This is a genomic window from Streptomyces sp. NPDC003011, from assembly GCF_053591515.1.
In genome coordinates this window covers 107,473-129,122 of sequence record NZ_JBSFTY010000012.1, presented here as the reverse complement: position 1 = coordinate 129,122, position 21,650 = coordinate 107,473, and the positions used below count along the sequence as shown (strand labels likewise).

The 21,650-nt window shown below is 72.7% G+C and carries 16 protein-coding genes and 1 pseudogene; 15 read left to right on the top strand and 2 right to left on the bottom strand.

Annotation, left to right across the window (positions count from 1 at the left end):
• Nucleotides 1-5 precede the first annotated feature (5 nt).
• The 6 genes and pseudogenes from ACWD0J_RS09260 (at nucleotide 6) to ACWD0J_RS09235 (ending at nucleotide 6,243) form a co-directional block, all read left to right on the top strand.
• A complete protein-coding gene (locus tag ACWD0J_RS09260) occupies nucleotides 6-326 on the top strand; it encodes a hypothetical protein (protein WP_451495139.1) in 321 nt (106 codons plus the stop codon).
• Between the two features lie 7 nt (nucleotides 327-333).
• The gene (locus tag ACWD0J_RS09255) at nucleotides 334-1,149 is read left to right on the top strand and encodes a TlyA family RNA methyltransferase (RefSeq protein WP_451495138.1); all 816 of its coding nucleotides are present in this window, start codon (nucleotides 334-336) and stop codon (nucleotides 1,147-1,149) included.
• Nucleotides 1,146-2,051: an NAD kinase gene (locus ACWD0J_RS09250; RefSeq protein WP_451495137.1), complete on the top strand. Its 906-nt coding sequence runs from the start codon at nucleotides 1,146-1,148 to the stop codon at nucleotides 2,049-2,051. The genes ACWD0J_RS09255 and ACWD0J_RS09250 overlap by 4 nt, the downstream gene beginning before the upstream one ends.
• Before the next feature lie 238 nt (nucleotides 2,052-2,289).
• Complete coding sequence (recN, locus tag ACWD0J_RS09245; protein ID WP_451495151.1) at nucleotides 2,290-4,017, top strand: DNA repair protein RecN; 1,728 nt, start codon at nucleotides 2,290-2,292, stop codon at nucleotides 4,015-4,017.
• Nucleotides 4,018-4,064: 47 nt separating this feature from the next.
• Nucleotides 4,065-4,851, top strand: a pseudogene (locus tag ACWD0J_RS09240) (hypothetical protein).
• Nucleotides 4,852-5,100: 249 nt separating this feature from the next.
• Complete coding sequence (locus ACWD0J_RS09235) at nucleotides 5,101-6,243, top strand: glycosyltransferase family 4 protein (protein ID WP_451495136.1); 1,143 nt, start codon at nucleotides 5,101-5,103, stop codon at nucleotides 6,241-6,243.
• An 82-nt stretch (nucleotides 6,244-6,325) separates the two neighbouring features.
• Here the strand turns inward: ACWD0J_RS09235 and ACWD0J_RS09230 are convergent, their stop codons facing one another.
• Together ACWD0J_RS09230 and ACWD0J_RS09225 are read right to left on the bottom strand one after the other, a co-directional pair.
• Nucleotides 6,326-8,020, bottom strand: coding sequence for a PucR family transcriptional regulator (locus ACWD0J_RS09230; RefSeq protein ID WP_451495150.1), 1,695 nt, complete (start codon nucleotides 8,018-8,020; stop codon nucleotides 6,326-6,328).
• A gap of 297 nt (nucleotides 8,021-8,317) precedes the next feature.
• Entirely contained in the window at nucleotides 8,318-10,120 is a 1,803-nt protein-coding gene (locus tag ACWD0J_RS09225) for a glycoside hydrolase family 15 protein (RefSeq protein WP_451495135.1), read from the bottom strand.
• 510 nt (nucleotides 10,121-10,630) lie between these two features.
• Here ACWD0J_RS09225 and ACWD0J_RS09220 point away from each other — a divergent pair.
• The 9 genes from ACWD0J_RS09220 to ACWD0J_RS09180 all read left to right on the top strand — a co-directional run bounded on the left by ACWD0J_RS09220 (nucleotide 10,631) and on the right by ACWD0J_RS09180 (nucleotide 21,542).
• Nucleotides 10,631-12,313: a CTP synthase gene (locus tag ACWD0J_RS09220; RefSeq protein WP_451495134.1), complete on the top strand. Its 1,683-nt coding sequence runs from the start codon at nucleotides 10,631-10,633 to the stop codon at nucleotides 12,311-12,313.
• A 97-nt stretch (nucleotides 12,314-12,410) separates the two neighbouring features.
• Complete coding sequence (locus ACWD0J_RS09215; RefSeq protein ID WP_451495149.1) at nucleotides 12,411-13,037, top strand: NUDIX domain-containing protein; 627 nt, start codon at nucleotides 12,411-12,413, stop codon at nucleotides 13,035-13,037.
• 231 nt (nucleotides 13,038-13,268) lie between these two features.
• Nucleotides 13,269-15,356, top strand: a complete 2,088-nt coding sequence (locus ACWD0J_RS09210; RefSeq protein ID WP_451495133.1) for a tetratricopeptide repeat protein — start codon at nucleotides 13,269-13,271, stop codon at nucleotides 15,354-15,356.
• Between the two features lie 136 nt (nucleotides 15,357-15,492).
• Nucleotides 15,493-16,617 carry an alanine dehydrogenase gene (gene ald, locus ACWD0J_RS09205; protein WP_451495132.1) on the top strand — a complete coding sequence of 375 codons (1,125 nt, stop codon included), beginning with the start codon at nucleotides 15,493-15,495 and terminating at the stop codon, nucleotides 16,615-16,617.
• 401 nt (nucleotides 16,618-17,018) lie between these two features.
• On the top strand, nucleotides 17,019-18,143 hold the full coding sequence (locus ACWD0J_RS09200; RefSeq protein ID WP_451495131.1) for a ParA family protein: 1,125 nt from the start codon (nucleotides 17,019-17,021) through the stop codon (nucleotides 18,141-18,143).
• Nucleotides 18,128-18,724: a hypothetical protein gene (locus tag ACWD0J_RS09195; protein WP_451495130.1), complete on the top strand. Its 597-nt coding sequence runs from the start codon at nucleotides 18,128-18,130 to the stop codon at nucleotides 18,722-18,724. The genes ACWD0J_RS09200 and ACWD0J_RS09195 overlap by 16 nt, the downstream gene beginning before the upstream one ends.
• Before the next feature lie 18 nt (nucleotides 18,725-18,742).
• Nucleotides 18,743-19,756, top strand: a complete 1,014-nt coding sequence (locus tag ACWD0J_RS09190) for a segregation and condensation protein A (RefSeq protein WP_451495129.1) — start codon at nucleotides 18,743-18,745, stop codon at nucleotides 19,754-19,756.
• Complete coding sequence (scpB, locus tag ACWD0J_RS09185; RefSeq protein WP_451495128.1) at nucleotides 19,753-20,427, top strand: SMC-Scp complex subunit ScpB; 675 nt, start codon at nucleotides 19,753-19,755, stop codon at nucleotides 20,425-20,427. Before ACWD0J_RS09190 ends, scpB begins: the two co-directional genes overlap by 4 nt.
• On the top strand, nucleotides 20,427-21,542 hold the full coding sequence (locus ACWD0J_RS09180) for a pseudouridine synthase (RefSeq protein WP_451495127.1): 1,116 nt from the start codon (nucleotides 20,427-20,429) through the stop codon (nucleotides 21,540-21,542). The genes scpB and ACWD0J_RS09180 overlap by 1 nt, the downstream gene beginning before the upstream one ends.
• The last annotated feature ends 108 nt before the right edge of the window (nucleotides 21,543-21,650 follow it).

The window sequence follows — 21,650 nt, the reverse complement described above, 5'->3', positions numbered from 1 at the left end:
TGGGCATGAGCGACTCTGTGCCCGAGGCGGAGGCCCGGGCGGAAGCGGAAGGTCCGGCGCCGGACGCACCGGGCCCGCCGTCCGTGCCCGTGGACCCGGAGTACGATCCCGCCGCGCCCGCCCCGCTGGGCGTGCCCGGCATCCCCACCGGCAACGCCGAGGTGGATGCCTTGCTGGCGCGGCTCGGTGACGCCGACCACCTCGCCACGGACGGACACCTGGAGGTGTACGAGGATGTACACCGGGGGCTGCGCGACGCGCTCACCGCGCTCGACGCCCGCCCGGGACCTCCGGCGCCCCCCTCGCCGTACAGCAGTAGGAGCTGAACCGAACGTGGCAGGAGTCGCACGTCGCCGTCTCGACGCGGAACTGGTCCGCCGCAAGCTCGCGCGCTCGCGCGAACACGCCGGCCAGCTGATCGCCGCCGGGCGGGTCAGCGTCGGGAAGACCGTCGCGACCAAGCCGGCCACGCAGGTGGAGACGGCGGCGGCGATCGTGGTCTCGGCCGACGACAGCGATCCCGACTACGTGTCGCGGGGCGGCCACAAGCTGGCCGGCGCGCTGGCGGCGTTCGGGCCGGAAGGACTGGTCGTCGAGGGCCGGCGGGCGCTGGACGCCGGCGCGTCCACCGGCGGTTTCACCGATGTGCTGCTGCGGGCGGGGGCCGCGCACGTGGTCGCCGTGGACGTCGGATACGGACAACTCGCCTGGTCTCTCCGCAGCGATGAACGCGTCACCGTCAAGGACCGTACGAACGTACGCGAGTTGACGCTCGAAGTGATCGATGGGGAGCCTGTGGATCTTGTCGTGGGGGATCTGTCCTTCATCCCGCTCGGCCTGGTACTGCCCGCCTTGGCGCGGTGCGTGAAACCGGACGCCGATCTGGTGATGATGGTCAAGCCGCAGTTCGAGGTGGGGAAGGAGCGGCTGGGCAGCGGGGGAGTCGTACGGAGTCCGCAGCTGCGCGCCGAGTCGGTGCGCGCGGTGGCGCGGCGGGCCTGGGACCTGGGGCTCGGCGTGAAGGGTGTCACCGCCAGTCCGCTGCCCGGACCGTCCGGGAATGTCGAGTACTTTCTGTGGCTGCGGTCGGGAGCACCCGAACTGGACCCGGCCGACGTCGACCGTGCAGTGGCGGAGGGGCCGCGTTGAGCCAGAACCGAGCTCGTACTGTTTTCCTGCTCGCCCACACCGGGCGGCCCGCGGCGATCCGCAGCGCGGAGCTGGTGGTGAAGGGGCTGCTGCGCGAGGGCATCGGCGTGCGCGTCCTGGAGGCGGAGGCGCGGGATCTGCCGCTGCCGGCGGAGGTGGAACTGGTCAGGGAGGCCACTGCGCAGTGTCTCGACGGGTGCGAGCTGCTGATCGTGCTGGGCGGTGACGGGACGCTGCTGCGGGGCGCGGAGTTCGCCCGTGCCTCCGGGGTGCCGATGCTCGGCGTCAACCTCGGACGCGTCGGTTTCCTCGCGGAGGCCGAGCGGGACGATCTCGACCGGGTCGTCGAGCGGGTGGCGACGAAGGCGTACGAGGTCGAGGAGCGGATGACCGTCGACGTCGTCGTGCACCGCAACGGGGACATCGTGCACACGGACTGGGCGCTGAACGAGGCGGCCGTCCAGAAGGTCTCCGCCGAGAAGCTGCTGGAGGTCGTCCTGGAGATCGACGGGCGGCCGGTGACCGGGTTCGGGTGCGACGGGATCGTGCTGTCCACGCCGACCGGGTCCACGGCGTACGCGTTCTCGGCGGGCGGGCCCGTGGTGTGGCCCGAGGTCGAGGCGTTGCTGATGGTGCCCATCAGCGCGCACGCGCTGTTCGCCAAGCCGCTGGTGACCTCGCCGGACTCGGTGCTCGCGGTGGAGGTCCTGCCGCACATCCCGCCGGGTGTGCTGTGGTGCGACGGGCGGCGGACGGTGGAGCTGCCGCCGGGGGCACGGGTCGAGGTGCGGCGGGGGGCCGTGCCGGTGCGGCTGGCCCGGCTGCATCACGCGTCGTTCACGGACCGGCTGGTGGCGAAGTTCGCGCTGCCGGTGTCCGGGTGGCGGGGGGCGCCGCACTAGCGGTCGCAGCGGGTGCTCCGGGGTGCTCCGGGGTGCCGTGGGGCTGCTGGGGAGCGTCGGCGGTCGCGGGTGGTCCGGGGCCCGGTCGCGCGCTTCCCCGCGGCCCTGGGCACGTCCACTCGCCTGGGTGACACGTGCGGTCCCCGCACATGGGTCACCTGCGCCTTCACACGACCGGGCCGGGGGGCGTCGCACTCCCCGCCCCGGACCTCGTAAGGTCTTCATCGTGCTGGAAGAGATGCGGATACGGTCGCTCGGAGTCATCGACGACGCCGTCGTCGAGCTGTCGCCGGGGTTCACCGCGGTCACGGGTGAGACGGGTGCGGGCAAGACCATGGTGGTCACCAGCCTCGGACTGCTGCTCGGCGGGCGGGCCGACGCGGCGCTCGTGCGGATCGGGGCGAAGAACGCGGTCGTGGAGGGGCGGATCAGTGTGTCCGCGGGCGACTCGGCCGTCGTGCGGGCGGAGGAGGCCGGGGCGGAGCTCGACGACGGGACGCTGCTGATCAGCCGTACCGTTTCCGCCGAGGGGCGGTCCCGCGCGCACCTGGGCGGGCGCAGCGTGCCCGTGGGGCTGCTCGCCGAGCTCGCCGACGACCTCGTGGCCGTGCACGGGCAGACCGACCAGCAGGGTCTGCTGAAACTGTCCCGGCAGCGCCAGGCGCTCGACCGGTACGCGGGGGACGCCGTCGCCGTGCCGCTGGCCAAGTACACCGGGGCCTACCGCCGGCTGCGGGCCGTGTCCGTCGAGCTGGCGGAGATCACCACCCGCGCGCGGGAGCGGGCCCAGGAAGCCGACATGCTGCGCTACGGCCTCGACGAGATCGCCGGCGTCGAGCCGCGCGCCGGGGAGGACGTGGAACTGGCGGAGGAGGCGGAGCGGCTCGGGCACGCGGAGGCCCTGTCGTCGGCCGCCACGGCCGCGCACGCGGCCCTGGCGGGCAACCCGGAGGATCCCGAGGGCATCGACGCGGCGACCCTGGTGGCGGGCGCGGCACGGGCTCTGGACGCCGTACGGTCGCACGACCCGGCGCTGGCCGCGCTCGCCGACCGGATCGGGGAGATCGGGATCCTGCTGGGCGACGTGTCCGGGGAGCTCGCCGGGTACGCCGACGACCTGGACGCCGATCCGCTGCGGCTGGCGGCCGTCGAGGAGCGGCGGGCCGCGCTGACCGCGCTGACACGGAAGTACGGCGAGGACGTCGCCTCGGTGCTGGCGTGGGCCGAGCGGGGCGCCGCGCGGCTCACCGAACTCGACGGCGACGACGAGCGGATCGGCGAGCTGACCGCCGAGCGGGACGCGCTGCGGGTCGAACTGGGCGGATTGGCGCAGGCGTTGACCGACGCGCGGACGGAGGCCGCCGAGCGGTTCGCGGCCGCCGTGACCGCCGAGCTGGCCTCGCTGGCGATGCCGCACGCGCGCGTGTCCTTCGACATCCGGCAGACCGAGGACCCGGAGGGCGTCGAGGTCGACGGGCGCGCGGTCGCGTACGGGCCGGCCGGTGTCGACGAGGTCGAGCTGCTGCTGGCCCCGCATCCGGGGGCGCCGCCGCGACCCATCGCCAAGGGGGCGTCCGGGGGTGAGCTGTCCCGCGTGATGCTGGCCGTCGAGGTGGTGTTCGCGGGGACGGACCCGGTGCCGACGTACCTCTTCGACGAGGTCGACGCCGGTGTCGGCGGCAAGGCCGCGGTGGAGATCGGGCGGCGGCTGGCCCGGCTCGCGAAGACCGCGCAGGTCGTCGTCGTGACGCACCTGCCGCAGGTGGCCGCCTTCGCCGACCGGCAGTTGCTGGTGGAGAAGACCAACGACGGTTCCGTGACCCGGTCCGGTGTGAAGGTGCTGGAGGGCGAGGACCGGATCCGGGAGCTGTCCCGGATGCTGGCCGGCCAGGAGGACTCGGAGACGGCCCGGGCGCACGCGGAGGAACTGCTGGCCACGGCCAGGGCCGATGGCCAGGGCACGTGATCAGGGCAGGTGACCAGGGCGCTCCCGGGGCCTGCGGAGGCTGATCGGTGAGCGAACGGGCTCGCAGGGCCACGTCGTTCACGCTCGCCGTCGCCGTCGCCGTCGCCGTCGCCGTCACCCGGGCCGGCACGGCCGCACTCCGCGCCGCGGTGCCCGGCGGCCGGGGCCGCTGGGAGCGGACCAACTACGCCGGGCGGACGGCCTGTTGCACGCCGGGCCCGCGTCCGTCGTCGCGGCGGCGACCGGAGCCGGGTGGGTGCGGCCGGCCGCCGGGTTCGCCGTGGCGGCCGCCGGGGCGTGCGGTGCGTACGACGATGACGTCGGCGCCGGTGCCCCCCGGCGCGGGTTCCGGGCGCATCTGGTGTCGCTGCGCGACGGCGAGGTCACCGGCGGGGCCGTGAAGCCGTTCGGGATCTCGGCGGCCGGGCTCGTCGGGGGGCGCTGCTCAGGGAACGGGCGGTCGACAAGGTGCTCGCGGGTGCGGTGATCGCCGGCGCCGCGCACTTCGTGAACCTCACGGACGTACGGCCGGGGCGGGCCGCCGCCGTGTTCGTGCTCGGTGTGCCGGGGGTGCTGCGGGACGGGCCTGCCGGGGCGTTGGCCGCCGTCGTGCTGGGGGCCGCGGCAGCCGTGCTGGCTGTGCTGGCCGATGATCTCGGTGAGCGCGCGCTGTTCGGTGACATGGGCGCGCACGCGCTGGGTGCGGTCCTGGGCGCCGCCGTGGCGGCGGGTACCGGGCGGGCCGGGCCGCTCGCGCACGCCGCCGCGCTCGTCGTCGAGGCCGCGCGCGAGGACAAGGTGAGTGAGGCGGCGCGTTCGGCGGGCGCGTGGTGAAGGAGGACGGTCCGGCCCACCCGGGCCTCGGGTTTTCGTACAGAATCCCGCATCCTCACTCGTGTGAGTGACGCCGTCCGCCGAACCGCCGGGCCGTCCGGCGGACGGGGTTCCCGGAACACCCGTACGTACTGGCATCCTTGGCGGAGAACGCAGTACGCGTAGGAAGCGCGCGGTACACCCCTCCGCCCGACACCTTCTGTACGTTTCCTCGTGACCGCCCGACGCCGAACCAGGAGCCCCGGCCACGTGACCCCCGTGAGCAGCCACTCACCGCACGGCCAGTCGCCGCTGCGCACCGTGCAGGTGCTCGGCGGAGGCAACGCCGGCAGCAGCGCGCACGTGCGCTCCCTGACCTCGGGGCTGGTGGCGCGGGGCGTGCGGGTCACCGTGTGCGCCCCCGTCGAGGCCGATCACACCTACGATTTCACCGGCGCGGGTGCCGAGCACGTGCACGTGCCGCGCAGCAGCGATCCGGCCTCCGTGGCCGTGCTGCGCCAGGCCTGCACGAACGCCGACCTGGTGCACGCGCACGGGCTGCACGCCTCCTTCCGGGCCGTGCTCGCGCTCAGCGGGCGGCGCACCCCGCTCATCGTCACCTGGCACGACCGCGCGCACGCCGAAGGAGCGCGCGCCCACTTCCTGCGCCTGCTGGAGCGACGGGTGGTGAAGGCCGCCGCCGTGGTGCTCGGCACCACCTCCGCACTCGTGGACCGGGCCCGCCGCACGGGCGCGCGGGACGCGCGGCTCGCCGCCGTCGCGCTGCCCGGCCCGCGCAGGGCCCCGGCCGCCGAGCCGGACGACCCGGACGGGCTGCGGCCCAAGGTCCGGGCCGAACTCGGTTCCACCGGGCGCCCGTTGCTGATGGCCGTCGGCTCGCTCGACCGTCGGCGGGGCTACGACACGCTGCTGGACGCCGCCCGCGCGTGGCGCCACCTCGACCCCGTGCCGCTGGTGGTGATCGCGGGAGAGGGGCCGTCGCGCGCCGAGTTGCAGCGACGGATCACGGACGAGGGGCTGCCGGTCCGGCTCATCGGCCGACGGGACGACATCACCGACCTGCTCGCCGCCGCCGACCTCGCCCTCCTGCCGAGCGGCGGGGAGTCGCGGTCCGTCCTCGCCCAGGAGGCCCTCCAGGCGCGCGTGCCGCTCGTCGCCGCCGGCTCCGGCGGCATTCCCGAACTCGTCGGCGACGCGGCCGAACTGGTCCCTCCCGGTGACTCCGAGGCGTTCGCCGACGCCGTCGTACGGCTCCTCGGTGACCCCGGACGTCAGGAGTCCCTCAGGGAGAAGGGCGTCCGGCAGGCGGCCACCTGGCCGACCGAGGACGAGACCGTCGCCCAGGTCCTCAGTGTCTACGACGAGTTGACCCAGCCGCGGCCGTTGATCTGACGGGCGCCGGGCTCCGGGGCGAGCCGGCGTGTCCGCAGGGCCGGGCTCAGCGCCAGGACCGTCGATCCGACGAGCCCCCGGGTTACGGAACGAGCCGGCGTGCCCGCAGGGCCAGGCTCAACGCCAGCACCGTCTGCGGGTCGTCGAGGTCCGTGCCGAGCAACTCCCCGATGCGGGCGAGGCGGTTGTACAGCGTCTGCCGGTTGAGGTGCAGTTCGCGAGCCGTCTCCGCCTTGCGGCCCGCGTGTGCCAGGTAGGTCTCCAGGGTGGGCAGCAGCGGTGGTCGGGAACGGCTGTCGTGGTCCCGGACCGGGCCGATCGCACGGTCCACGAACGCGGCCAGGTCCGGGTCGTCGCGCAGCCGCCACAACAGCAGGTCGATGTCCAGGCGGCGGGCGTCGTACCAGGGCCGGTCGGACAGGCCCCGCGCCGCCGTCGCGGTCTGCGCCGCGTGCCTGAGGCCCGCCGAGGCCGCCGCCCAGCCGCCCGCCACCCCGACCACCACCACCGGCGGCTGCGCCCCCGGCCGCCGCGTCCCGGCCCGTTCCGCCCCCGCCCGCTCCGCCCCCGCCCGCAGCGCCGCCGCGACCCGGTCCGCCACGGCCGTCCGCTCCGACTCCGCACGCAGGCCCAGGAGCAGCGGGACGCGGCCTTCGACCGGCCGTACGCCCAACAGGACCGGCACGCCCACCGACGCCAGCTCCTCCGCGACCGCGCGCGCCAGGACCGCCCAGCCTCCCCCGGCGGGGGACAGGGCGTCCCCGAGGTGCATCACCACCGGCAGCAGCGGACTGTCGCCCGGCCTGAAGCCCAGCACCCGCGCCTGCGCGGGCGCGTCCTGCGCCGCGATCCGGCCCTCGGCGAGGTCGGTCAGGAAATCCCCCCGGCCGCGCGCCGCCAGTTCCTCCTCCTGACGGGCCTGCATCAGGACCACGGCCAGGATGCCGGCGGCCCGCTCGGCGGCCATCCCGTGCACGGGCGCGAGGGGCGCGCGGACGGGCAGCAGGACGAGCCGGGCCCGCACCGACCCCGTTCCCGGCCCGCCACCCGGCACGTCCACCAGGACCGCGCCGGCCGGCGGGACGTCCTTGTGCCGGCCGCGCAGCCCCTCCCAGACCTGGAGCGGGTCCGCGCCCTCGGGGCCCGCCCCGGCGGCGTACAGGAGCTGGCCGTCCGGTGTCTCCAGGAAGACCGGGTTGCCGCTGAAGCCGGCCAGGATGCCGAGGACCTGCGGTACCCCGCCACCGCCCAGCAGCGCCTCCGTGCAGCGACGGTGCACCTCCTCCGCCCGCTGGAGGAGGGCGTAGTGGCCGTTGACGATCTCGGTGTGGATCTCCTCGGTGACCGTGACGAACGGCACCTCGCGGTGCAGTTGGACCAGCGGCAGACCGGTGGCCCGTGCCGTGTCGACGAGGGCGGCGGGCAGGCGGGTGAAGCGCGGGCCCAGTTCGACGACCAGGGCCGCGATGCCGCGCTCGGCCAGGGTGCGCACGAACGCGCGCTGGTCGGCCGGGCGCGTGCCGAGGCCGTAGCCCGTGGTCAGCAACAGCTCGCCGCCCTTGAGCAGCGAGGCGATGTGGGGGACCTCGCCCGCGTGCACCCAGCGCACGGTCCGGTGCAGGCGGTCGGCGCCGGCCAGCACCTCCGGCAGCCCGCTGCGCAGTCCGGGCAGCTCCAGCGCCCGCCGCACGGTGATCCCGGCCCCGTGCGTGCCGAATCCGCCGTCCGTACCGCCGCCCGTACCGCCGCTTCCCGTGCCGCCCGAATCGCCAGGCATACCGCCGCGCGTCTCGCTGTCCCTGCCGCCGTTCATGAGCCGGACGCTACCCGCGCGCGTCCGCCGGTGGCATCCGCGAGGGCTGATCACCGCCGTGGGCCGGGGCAGGCGCGGTCGGGTGGCGGCGGGGCATGGACATCGGTGTGGTCGCCGTGGAACGTGCCGTGGGGTCGCAGGGGCCCCCACGCCGCACTGGTACTCGCAGGGCCGCCGCTCCACCGCCTCCGCCGGCCCCGGGCGCGGTGCGCCCCGGCCGGCCCGCACCGAGCGTCCGTCTTCCCTGCGGGAGACGAGCGCTCAGCCGCCGTACGCCCCCGACGCCGTCAGCCGCAGGGCCGTGTCGATGAGAGGGACGTGGCTGAAGGCCTGGGGGAAGTTGCCGACCTGGCGTTTGAGGCGGGGGTCCCACTCCTCGGCGAGCAGACCGAGGTCGTTGCGGAGCGCCAGGAGCTTCTCGAACAGCTTGCGGGCCTCGTCCACGCGGCCGATCATCGCGAGGTCGTCGGCCATCCAGAACGAGCAGGCGAGGAAGGCGCCCTCGTCGCCGGGCAGGCCGTCGACGCCCTCGTCGCCGCCCGAGGTCGGGTAGCGCAGGATGAAGCCGTCCTCCGTGGACAGCTCGCGCTGGATCGCCTCGATGGTGCCGATCACCCGCTTGTCGTCCGGCGGCAGGAAGCCCATCTGCGGGATCAGCAGCAAGGAGGCGTCCAGCTCCTTGGAGCCGTACGACTGCGTGAAGGTGTTGCGTTCCTTGTCGTAGCCCTTCTCGCACACGTCCCGGTGGATGTCGTCGCGCAGTTCGCGCCACCTCTCCAGCGGGCCGTCCGCGTCACCGGACTCGATCAGCTTGATGGTGCGGTCGACCGCGACCCAGGCCATCACCTTCGAGTGCACGAAGTGACGGCGCGGACCGCGCACCTCCCAGATGCCCTCGTCCGGCTCGTCCCAGTGCTGCTCCAGGTAGCGGATCAGCTTGAGCTGGAGCAGGGAGGCGTAGTCGTTGCGGGCCAGGCCCGTCATGTGGGCCAGGTGCAGGGCCTCGGTGACCTCGCCGTACACGTCCAGCTGGAGCTGGTGGGCGGCGCCGTTGCCGACCCGGACCGGGCCGGAGCTCTCGTATCCCGGCAGCCAGTCCAGCTCGGCCTCGCCGAGCTCGCGCTCGCCGGCGATGCCGTACATGATCTGGAGGTTCTCCGGGTCGCCGGCGACGGCCCGCAGCAGCCACTCGCGCCAGGCGCGGGCCTCCTCGCGGTAGCCGGTGCGCAGCAGCGAGGAGAGGGTGATGGCCGCGTCCCGCAGCCAGGTGTAGCGGTAGTCCCAGTTGCGGACGCCGCCGATCTCCTCCGGCAGGGAGGTCGTGGGGGCGGCGACGATGCCGCCCGTCGGGGCGTACGTCAGCGCCTTCAGCGTGATCAGCGAGCGGATCACGGCCTCGCGGTAGGGGCCGTGGTACGTACAGTGCTCGACCCAGTCCCGCCAGAAGTCCTCGGTGGCCTCCAGCGACTGCTCCGGCTCCGGCAGCGGCGGCGGCTGCTTGTGCGAGGGCTCCCAGGAGATGGTGAACGCGATCCGCTCACCCGGGGCGACCGTGAAGTCCGAGTACGTCGTCAGCGACTTGCCGTAGGTCTCGGCGGATGTGTCGAACCACACGGAGTCCGGGCCCGCGACGGCCACCGTGCGGCCCTCGTGCCGGTGGACCCACGGGACGACCCGGCCGTACGAGAAACGCATCCGCAGCGCGGAGCGCATCGGGACCCGGCCCGAGACGCCCTCCACGATCCGGATCAGCTGCGGGGCACCGTCACGCGGCGGCATGAAGTCGGTCACGCGGACCGTGCCACGGGGGGTGTCCCACTCGGATTCCAGGATCAGGGAATCGCCGCGGTAGCTGCGCCGGGCCGCGGTGGGCGGTTCGGCGTCGGCCGCGTGGGCGGGGCCCAGGCGCCAGAAGCCGTGTTCCTCGGTACCCAGCAGACCGGCGAAGATGGCATGCGAGTCGAAGCGGGGCAGGCACAGCCAGTCCACCGTGCCGTCCCGGCAGACCAGGGCAGCGGTCTGCATGTCTCCGATGAGTGCGTAGTCTTCGATGCGCCCGGCCACGTGCAACTCCAGTCGAACGGCCACGTCACCCCACAAGGGGGCTGTCGCTAGTGCGGTCAATGGGGGTGGGTTGTCATACGTCTCGTTGAGCGGTGAATCAAAACAGTCGTGCCGCTGTGAGGCAAAACGACAACTGTTGCTCAACGATCTGACGAGCTCTCGTTGTTCCGGTGCTTACGGGCGGGGGTGGTGCCGTGTTGCCGGCCGGGCTCGGCAGCGAGTGTCCGAGCAGGATACGACGCACGTAGATGATCTGCGTGCCGCTCCCGGGAACACGACTGGACCGAACGGGTGAGCAAACGGTGGGATACGCGTGGGTCGGTACGGGTCTGTGCCGACCTGTGTACGGAGCGTGCCCGGGAGCCGTCCCGCCCGGTCGCTGATACCCTGGTAGCCCGTGGACCGGTGGGCACGAAACCCCCGAACCGCAGCGACGGCACCCCCGGACTCTCCCGGGTCGGCAGCCGCACCGCACCTCCAGACCGCGACCACGGGAGCCCCCTCTTGGCCATGCCGCCCGCTGCTTTCCGAAACAGCACAGCCACGACGACCAAGCACATCTTCGTCACCGGGGGTGTCGCCTCCTCGCTCGGCAAGGGCCTGACCGCCTCCAGCCTCGGCATGCTGCTCAAGGCCCGGGGTCTGCGCGTCGTGATGCAGAAGCTCGACCCGTATCTCAACGTCGACCCCGGCACGATGAACCCCTTCCAGCACGGTGAGGTGTTCGTCACCAACGACGGCGCCGAGACCGACCTGGACATCGGCCACTACGAGCGCTTCCTCGACCGCGACCTGGACGGCTCCGCCAACGTCACCACGGGCCAGATCTACTCGACGGTGATCGCCAAGGAGCGGCGCGGCGAGTACCTGGGCGACACGGTCCAGGTCATCCCGCACATCACCAACGAGATCAAGCACCGCATCCGCCGCATGGCGACGGACGAGGTCGACGTCGTGATCACCGAGGTCGGCGGCACGGTCGGCGACATCGAGTCGCTGCCGTTCCTGGAGACCGTGCGCCAGGTCCGGCACGAGGTCGGCCGGGACAACGTGTTTGTGGTGCACATCTCGCTCCTGCCGTACATCGGCCCCTCGGGTGAGCTGAAGACGAAGCCGACCCAGCACTCGGTCGCGGCCCTCAGGAACATCGGTATCCAGCCGGACGCGATCGTGCTCCGCTGCGACCGCGAGGTGCCGACCGCGATCAAGCGCAAGATCTCGCTGATGTGCGACGTCGACGAGGCCGCCGTGGTCGCCTGCCCCGACGCCCGCTCGATCTACGACATCCCCAAGACCGTGCACGGCGAGGGCCTGGACGCCTATGTGGTCCGCAAGCTGGACCTCGCGTTCCGCGACGTGGACTGGACGACCTGGGACGACCTGCTCGACCGGGTCCACAACCCCGACCACGAGATCACCCTCGCCCTGGTCGGCAAGTACATCGACCTGCCCGACGCCTACCTCTCGGTCACCGAGGCGCTGCGCGCCGGCGGCTTCGCCAACAAGGCCCGCGTGAAGATCAAGTGGGTGACCTCGGACGACTGCAAGACCCAGGCCGGAGCCGCCCAGCAGCTCGGTGACGTCGACGGCATCTGCATCCCCGGCGGCTTCGGCGACCGCGGTGTGCTCGGCAAGGTCGGCGCCATCCGCTACGCCCGCGAGAACCGGATCCCGCTGCTGGGCCTGTGCCTGGGCCTGCAGTGCATCGTGATCGAGGCCGCGCGGAACCTGGCCGACATCCCCGACGCCAACTCCACCGAGTTCGACGCGGCCACCGGCCACCCGGTCATCTCGACCATGGCCGAGCAGCTCGACATCGTGGCCGGCGAGGGCGACATGGGCGGCACCATGCGCCTGGGCATGTACCCGGCCAAGCTCGCCGAGGGCTCCATCGTGCGCGAGGTGTACGACGGCAAGGAGTACGTCGAGGAGCGGCACCGGCACCGCTACGAGGTGAACAACGCCTACCGCGCGGAGCTGGAGAAGAAGGCGGGCATCCTGTTCTCCGGCACCTCGCCGGACGGCAAGCTCGTCGAGTACGTCGAGTACCCGCGCGAGGTCCACCCCTACCTGGTCGCCACCCAGGCGCACCCGGAGCTGCGTTCGCGCCCGACGCGTCCGCACCCGCTGTTCGCGGGCCTGGTGAAGGCGGCGGTCGAGCGGGCGGTCGAGGCGCGGGAGCATTCGAAGTAACACACCAGTTGTACGGTGGCCGGGGTGCGTACCTTCAAAAGGTGGGCACCCCGGTTGTTTTTCGCACATGACTTCTGTACGTCTGGAAGGACAGGGCATGACGATCAAGGACACCCCCGAGGCGTGGGAGATCCGGGCGACGGAGACCCCTTTCGCGGGCAACAAGACCTCCGTCCGCACGGACGAGGTGGTCATGCCCGACGGCTCGGTGGTGCGACGCGACTACCAGGTCCACCCCGGCTCGGTGGCGGTCCTCGCCCTCGACGACGAGGACCGCGTGCTGCTCATCAAGCAGTACCGCCACCCGGTGCGGCAGAAGCTGTGGGAGATCCCGGCCGGTCTGCTCGACGTGCCCGGCGAGAACCCGCTGCACGCCGCCCAGCGCGAGCTGTACGAGGAGGCGCACGTCAAGGCCGAGGACTGGCGGGTCCTCACCGACGTCTACACCACCGCCGGCGGCTGTGACGAGGCGGTGCGGATCTTCCTGGCCCGTGACCTGTCCGAGGCCGAGGGGGAGCGCTTCGAGGTGGCGGAAGAGGAGGCCGACATGGAGCACGCGCGCGTGCCGGTCGACGAGCTCGTTGGGGCCGTGCTCGCGGGCGACCTGCACAACAACTGCCTCGTCGTCGGCGTGCTGTCGCTGGTCGCCGCTCGGGGCGGCGACGGGCTCGACGCGCTGCGCCCGGCCGAGGCGCCCTGGCCGGCCCGTCCCTTCAAGTCCTGAACCCAGACCCCGCACGACCGCACCCCGCACCGCCCCCCGGCACCGCCGCCCCCCGGCCCCCCCGGCACCGCCACCCCCCTCGCACCTCCGGTGTGACGATCCGTTGATCCGATCGGGGGACGTGTCCGCCGCGCTCCGCCCGGAACGTAGCAGAGCGTGAACTAGGCTCTGGAAACGCCCGAACCGGAGTCCCGGCGGGCTTGCGCGTGCGGTGGGACGGGAGTGTGGCCCGTGACGGACCAGGCGGTGGACGCAGGCGGCGTACAGCTGTCGGCACAGGCTTCTGCGGAAGGCCAATTCCTCGGCCGCACACGGGAATTGAAGGAACTGCGCGCCGACATCGAACGGGCCGGGCTGGACACCCTCTCCGGCCGCAAGGCTCCCCGCGCGCGGGTGCTCCTCATCGCGGGCAGGCCCGGTTCGGGGCGCACCGCCCTCGCCGGGGAACTCGTCCGGCAGGTTGCTGACCGTTACCGGGACGGAGTGCTGCGGGCCCGGCTCGGCGAGCCGGACGGCACCCCCGTCCCCGTCGACCGCGCAGCCCGCGACCTGCTCGCCGCCCTCGATGTGCAGGCCCCCGCCGGCGCCGCCGAGGACGACCTCACGGCGGCCCTCCGCGACGCCCTCGCCGACCGCCGGGCACTGCTCCTGCTGGATGACGCGGCCACCGCCGAACAGGTCGACGCCCTGCTGCCGGACACCCCCCAATGCCTGGTCGTCGCGGTCTCCGGGGGTCCGCTGACCGGGATCGCGGACGTCCGCCCCTGCACCCTGGGCGGCCTCGACACCAAGTCGGCGGTGGAGCTGCTGTCCCGGCACACCGGGGCGGTCCGCATCACCGTCGACCCCCGGGCCGCCGAGGGCCTGGCCGAGGCGTGCCAGGGCCAGCCCGCCGCGCTGATGCTGGCCGGCGGCTGGCTCGCCGCCCGTCCCAAGGCGGCCGTCTCCGACCTCGCCAAGCAACTGCACGCCGAGAGCGACGAGGGCGGCCCGCTCAGCCGGATCTTCCGGCTCGTCCACGCCTCCCTGCCGGGTTCCGCCGCCCGGATGCTGCGGCTGCTCGCGCTCGCCCCGGCCGGCCTGGTCGACCCGCACACCGCGTCCGCGCTCGCGGGCTGCTCGGTGAGTGACGCCCGCGCCACCCTGGACGACTTCGTCGCCCTCGGCCTGCTGCACGCGGCGGACTCCCCGCTGCCGCAGTACGAGGTCCCCGGCTGTCTGCACCCCCTGCTGAAGGCGCTCGCCGAGACCCAGGACCGTCCCGCCGAGCTCCAGCTGGCCCGCGCCCGCATGCTGGAGCGGACCGTACGGCTGCTGCAGTCCTGCCGGGCCATCACCGAGACCGACAACCCCGACGCCCGCGAGAAGCTCCAGGGCATGCCCCGCGCCCTGCGCTTCCCCAGCCCCCGGGCGGCCGCCGACTGGCTGACGCTGCGCAGGCCCGCCCTGCTCGCCGCGGCCCGCCACGCGGTCGGCGACGGGGAGCTGGACACCCTCGCCCGGCGTCTGATGTCCCAGCTCGTGCGGGCCATGGTCGCCCACTTCGGCACCCGGGCCGCCGCGCCCGACCTGTACGGCATCCACGGCCTCGTCCTCGACGTGGCCGAGCGCCGCCACCTGCCCCGGGAGCGGGCCGCCGCCCTGCTGAACCTGGCCGACCTGGACGCCCGGACCGGCCGCACGACCGAGGCGCTGGCGCGCTATCGGGCGGCACTGGACGCGGGACGGGAGGCGGACGACCCGTATGCGACCGGCCGCGCGATGGAATCCGTAGGCGGCGCCCACCTGGAGCTCGGGGACTACGACCGGGCCGCCGACTGGTTCGGCCGGGCGCTCGCCCAGCGGCTGGCCCGGGACGAGCGGGCGGACGCCGCCCGGCTGTACGGCCGTATCGCCGCCGCGCACACGTTCGCGGGCCGGTACGGCGAGGCGCAGCGCAACTGGCGGGCCGCGGTCGCCGGGCACCGCAAGAACGGTGATCTGGCCGCCCACGCGCGGGCGTTGAGCGAACTGGCACGCGTCCAGGAGTACGCCGGGCGGCCCGAGGAGTCCCTGCGCACCTGCCTGGAGGCGGTGGAGTGGGCGCGCCGCGCCGAGGACGTCCGCCTCCAGGCCGCGCTCCATCTGCGGCTCGCCGACACGCTGGATCACCTCGGCGACCCGACGGCCGCCGCGCTGCACCGGGGCACCGCCGAGCGGCTGCTGGAGGAGGAGCAGGCGGAGCCCGAAACGAAGGCCGAGCCGGAGCCCGAGCAGCCCCATCACGTGGAACACGGTGCTAACGCCTGCGAAATCCGTAGTACATCCGCTGAAGATTGATGCAAAGAAAGGCTAGACAGCGGGAACACCTTCATTAGACTGGCTCTGCCGCACCTTCTCCTGCGGTGTCTCCCGGTGTGCCCCCGCATGCCTGGGTATGTCTCGTAATGCCCCCACATTCTCTGAGCCAAGGACCGTGATCGACGTGAAGGTCGGCATCCCCCGCGAGGTCAAGAACAACGAGTTCCGGGTGGCCATCACCCCCGCCGGTGTGCACGAGCTGGTACGCCACGGCCACCAGGTCGTCGTCGAGCACGGTGCCGGCGTCGGCTCATCGATCACGGACGACGAGTACGTCGCCGCCGGCGCGCGGATCCTCCCGACCGCCGACGAGGTGTGGGCCACCGCGGACCTGCTCCTCAAGGTCAAGGAGCCCATCGCCGAGGAGTACCACCGGCTGCGCAAGGACCAGACGCTCTTCACCTACCTGCACCTGGCCGCCTCCAAGGAGTGCACGGACGCCCTCGTCGAGTCCGGTACCACCGCGATCGCCTACGAGACGGTCGAGCTGCCCGGCCGCGCGCTCCCGCTGCTCGCCCCCATGTCCGAGGTCGCGGGCCGGCTCGCGCCCCAGGTCGGCGCCTACCACCTGATGCGCGCCAACGGCGGCCGCGGTGTGCTGCCCGGGGGTGTCCCGGGGGTGCTGGCCGCCAAGGCCGTCGTCATCGGCGGTGGCGTCTCCGGCTGGAACGCCGCGCAGATCGCCATCGGCATGGGCTTCCACGTGACCCTGCTCGACAAGGACATCAACAAGCTCAAGGAGGCCGACAAGATCTTCGGTACGAAGATCCAGACCGTCGTCTCCAACGCCTTCGAACTGGAGAAGGCCTGCCTGGAGGCCGACCTGGTGATCGGTGCCGTGCTCATCCCGGGCGCCAAGGCGCCGAAGCTCGTCACCAACGAGCTCGTGTCGCGCATGAAGCCGGGGAGTGTCCTTGTCGACATCGCGATCGACCAGGGCGGCTGCTTCGAGGACTCCCGCCCCACCACCCACGCCGAGCCGACCTTCCCGGTGCACAACTCGGTCTTCTACTGCGTGGCCAACATGCCCGGCGCGGTGCCCAACACCTCCACCTACGCGCTCACCAACGCCACGCTGCCCTACATCGTCGAACTCGCCGACCGGGGCTGGGTGGAGGCGCTGCGCCGCGACCCGGCGCTCGCCAAGGGCCTCAACGCCCATGACGGCAAGGTGGTTTACCGCGAGGTCGCCGAGGCGCACGGCCTGGAGCACCTGGAGCTGGAGACGCTGCTCGGCTGACCGACGACGTTAAGTCTCCTTTTGGTAAAGGTCGATACGTCAACAGAGGTCGTCAACCACACCCACCCGGCCGGACCTTGCCCGACAAGGTCCGGCCCGGTGTGTGTATGGTCACTTTGCGCCTCTAGGTCAACTCGCCTCGAACGTAACCCTTGAACCGATTCGTACACCGGTGAAACCCACCGTGCGACGGCCGTACGCCCTTGACAGAGGGATGTTTCATTGCCGACACATCCTGCCGGGTACGGCGGATTGTGTTGCTGCGGACGCCCGACACGCCATAGAGTCGCCAACCGTCGGCATGGTGCCACGCTGACCTGTCTAGAAGTTTCCTGGTCACCAAGGAGGTAAGACGACTTGTGAATGAGTCGACATTTTCTCCCGGGGGTGGTCAACCAGGAATGCCTGCACGGGCCCAGGGCCCCGCGGGGTTCGAGGCTGTCGGCTCCGTCGCGGTGCGCACCTTCGCAGCCCACCAGAGTCCGCAGGCGACTCGGACACACCAGAGCATGGATGGCCATCACGTGAACGCCATGGCCGGCGACGGGAGTGGCGCGCCCCACAACCACTTCGCCGACTACGACGAACTGCCCGACGGGCACTTCTACGACCCCGACGCCGAGTACGAGCCCGATCCCGAGTACGCGGCCACGCTCGCGCCCGACGCTGCCCGCCAGCGCCGCGAGCGCATCGGCCCGACCGGGCGCCCGCTGCCGTACTTCCCGATCCCGGGACCGCTGACCAGTCACGGTCCCGCGACGATCATCGCGATGTGCAACCAGAAGGGCGGCGTCGGCAAGACGACGTCGACCATCAACCTGGGTGCCGCCCTCGCGGAGTACGGCCGTCGTGTGCTGCTCGTGGACTTCGACCCGCAGGGCGCGCTGTCGGTCGGTCTCGGTGTCAACCCGATGGAGCTCGACCTCACCGTCTACAACCTGCTCATGGAGCGGGGCATGGCGGCCGACGAGGTCCTCCTGAAGACGGCGGTCCCCAACATGGACCTGCTGCCCAGCAACATCGACCTGTCCGCCGCCGAGGTCCAGCTGGTCTCCGAGGTCGCGCGCGAGTCGACGCTGCAACGCGCCCTGAAGCCGCTCATGGCCGACTACGACTACATCGTGATCGACTGTCAGCCCTCGCTCGGCCTGCTCACGGTCAACGCCCTGACGGCCGCGCACAAGGTGATAGTGCCTCTGGAGTGCGAGTTCTTCGCCCTTCGAGGTGTCGCGCTGCTGACGGAGACCATCGAGAAGGTCCAGGAGCGGCTCAACCCCGAGCTGGAGCTCGACGGGATCCTGGCCACGATGTACGACTCGCGCACCGTGCACAGCCGTGAGGTGCTCGCGCGGGTCGTGGAGGCGTTCGACGACCACGTCTACCACACGGTCATCGGGCGCACGGTCCGCTTCCCGGAGACCACGGTCGCCGGTGAGCCGATCACCACGTACGCCTCCAACTCCGTCGGCGCCGCCGCCTACCGCCAGCTCGCCAGGGAGGTGCTCGCCCGGTGTCACGCCGAGTGAGTCTGCCGGGGGCCGACGAACTGTTCCGTACGACAGGGGGAATGGCGCTCCAGCCGTCCACTCCCCGGCGCCCGGCCAACGGCGAGGCCCGGGTGCCGGCTCCGGCGGGGGAGAGCGACCAGGCCGCGGCCGGGTCGCCCTCGTCCGCGGCGGAGGACGCACCGCAGTCGGTGCCCGCACAGGGCGGCGACGGCGACGGCGCGGAGCACGTGGCGGCCGGCGCCGAAGCGGCTGACGGCGAGTCCCGCAGCCGGGGCGCGGAGCGCTCCACGCGGCGCCAGGGGGCGCAGGAAGGTTCTGCCGCGGGTGCGGGAGGCCCGGCCGGCGCCGCGTCCCGCAAGCGCGGCCGGGCGGCCGCACGGCGGCCCAGCGGGCGGGAACGGCACGACGAGAAGATCACGGTGTACGTGTCCGCCGAGGAACTCATGGATCTGGAACACGCGCGCCTGGTGCTGCGGGGCGAGCACGGGCTGGCCGTGGACCGCGGACGGATCGTGCGGGAAGCGGTCGCCGTCGTGCTGGCCGATCTGGAGTCCCGCGGGGACGCGAGCATCCTCGTACGACGGCTGCGCGGGCGGTAACGGTAGCCTGCGGGGGCCATGACCTCGAAGGACGCTCCTCCCGGCACCGGCGCACCGGCCGGCCGTCGGCGTGCGCTGGGACGAGGGCCGACGGCGGAGTCGGCCGCGGCCGGGCCGCCACTGGTTCCGGCCGGGCCGCCGCCGGTGCCGGAACCTCCCGCTCCGGTGCAGCGGCCTCCGGCCGGGGAGTCCGCGGCTGCCGCGGAGGCGGCGGAACCCGCCGACGGCGTCTTCACGGTCCGCCTGTCCAACTTCGAGGGTCCCTTCGATCTGCTCCTCCAGCTGATCTCCCGGCACAAGCTGGACGTCACCGAGGTCGCGCTGTCCAAGGTGACCGACGAGTTCATGGCGCACATCAGGGCGATGGGGCCCGACTGGGACCTGGACCAGACGACGGAGTTCCTCGTCGTGGCCGCGACCCTGCTCGACCTGAAGGCCGCGCGGCTGCTGCCCGCCGCCGAGGTGGAGGACGAGGCCGACCTGGCCCTGCTGGAGGCCCGGGACCTGCTGTTCGCGCGGCTCCTCCAGTACCGCGCCTACAAGCAGATCGCCGACATCTTCAGCGGCCGCCTCGACGAGGAGGGCCGCCGCCACCCCCGTACCGTCGGACTCGAACCCCACCACGCCCGGCTGCTGCCCGAGGTGGTCATCAGGATCGGCGCGGAAGGGTTCGCGAAGCTCGCCGTCAAGGCGATGCAGCCCAGGCCCAGGCCGCAGGTGTACGTCGACCACATCCACGCGCCGCTGGTGAGCGTGCAGGAGCAGGCCGGGATCGTGGTCGCGCGGCTGAAGGAACTGGGGGAGGCCAGTTTCCGGACGCTGGTGGCGGACGCCGACGACACGCTGACCGTCGTGGCGCGCTTCCTGGCCCTGCTGGAGCTCTACCGGGAGAAGGCCGTGGCCCTCGACCAGGAGACCGCCCTCGGTGACCTGCTGGTGCGCTGGACCGGCGGCGACGGGGACGCGGCGCCGAGAGTCACGGACGAGTTCGACCGGCCGCCCGCCGAGCCCGAGGAGGAGAAGAAGGCATGAGCGAGGAGACGACCGACGTCCCGGCGGGCCCGCGTACGGTGGCCGGCCTCGACCTCAAGCCGGCCCTGGAGGCCGTCCTCATGGTCGTGGACGAGCCCGCGACCGAGGAGCACCTGGCGAAGATACTCCAGCGGTCCAGGCGGCAGATCGGGGACGCGCTGCGGGAGCTGGCCGACGAGTACACCGTGCAGGGGCGCGGCTTCGAGCTGCGGCTGATCGCGGGCGGCTGGCGTTTCTACAGCCGGCCCGAGTTCGCGGCGGCCGTCGAGGGTTTCGTCCTGGACGGCCAGCAGGCCCGGCTCACCCAGGCCGCGCTGGAGACCCTCGCGGTGGTCGCCTACCGCCAGCCGGTGAGCCGCAGCCGGGTCTCCGCGGTCCGCGGAGTCAACTGCGACGGCGTGATGCGCACCCTCCTCCAGCGCGGTCTGGTCGAGGAGGCGGGCACGGAACCCGAAACAGGTGCGATCCTGTACGTGACGACGAACTACTTTCTGGAGCGGATGGGCCTGCGCGGTCTGGACGAGCTCCCGGAGCTCGCGCCCTTCCTCCCGGAGGCGGAGGCGATCGAGGCCGAGACCCAGGAAGGCGTCCCGTCGTTCGATCCGGACGCCCCGGACCCGGACGACGGTCCCAAGACGGACATGCCGATTAGGACGACGACGGAACTTTGATGCGAAGCAGCGGCAGCGGTAGTGGCAAGAGCGGCGGGCGCGGTAACCACCGCGGCGCCGGAAACAACAGGGACCAGAAGCAGGGCCCGGGCAAGGGTCAGGGCCAGGCCAAGAGCCAGGGCCAGGGCAAGGGTCAGGGCCGTCCCAGCAAGCCCCGCCCCGAGGAGCGCCGCTACGACGTGGGCCCCAGCGCGTCCCACGAGGGCCCGAAGGCGGGGCGCGGCGGCGCGGCCCGCGGCGGCGCCAAGGGCGGGCCGAAGAAGCCCCAGCAGCGCGGGCGGACGGCTCCGGCGACCTCGCGTGAGTACGAGACGCGGGCCGAGGAGCGCAACCGCGAGCGGTACGCGGACAAGAAGGACGTCAAGCTGCCCAAGACCTTCCCGGGCGCCGAGCAGGAGGGCGAGCGGCTGCAGAAGGTCCTCGCGCGCGCGGGCTACGGCTCCCGGCGCGCCTGCGAGGAGCTGATCGAGCAGGCGCGGGTCGAGGTCAACGGCGAGATCGTCATGGAGCAGGGCAAGCGGGTCGACCCGGAGAAGGACGAGGTCAAGGTCGACGGCCTGACGGTCGCGACCCAGTCGTACCAGTTCTTCGCGCTGAACAAGCCCGCCGGTGTCGTCTCCACGATGGAGGACACCGAGGGCCGGCAGTGCCTCGGCGACTACGTCACCAACCGTGAGACCAGGCTCTTCCACGTCGGGCGGCTCGACACCGAGACCGAGGGCATCATCCTGCTCACCAACCACGGCGAGCTGGCGCACCGGCTGACCCACCCCAGGTACGGCGTGAAGAAGGTCTACCTCGCGCACATCGTCGGCCCGATCCCGCGCGACCTGGGCAAGCAGCTCAAGAACGGCATCCAGCTGGAGGACGGGTACGCGAAGGCGGACCACTTCCGGGTCGTCGAGCAGACCGGCAAGAACTACCTGGTCGAGGTGACCCTCCACGAGGGCCGCAAGCACATCGTGCGCCGCATGCTCGCCGAGGCGGGCTTCCCGGTCGACAAGCTGGTCCGGGTCTCCTTCGGGCCGATCACCCTGGGCGACCAGAAGTCGGGCTGGCTGCGGCGGCTGTCGAACACGGAGGTCGGGATGCTGATGAAGGAAGTCGACCTGTAGGCGTATGCCCGGCCCGGGATCAGGGCAGGGCTGAGCAGGCCGCGTCGTACCGCGCGGGTACGGCCGGCTCCCGGCGGCCGTCGCTGCGACCGTCCCGGGAAGGACGCC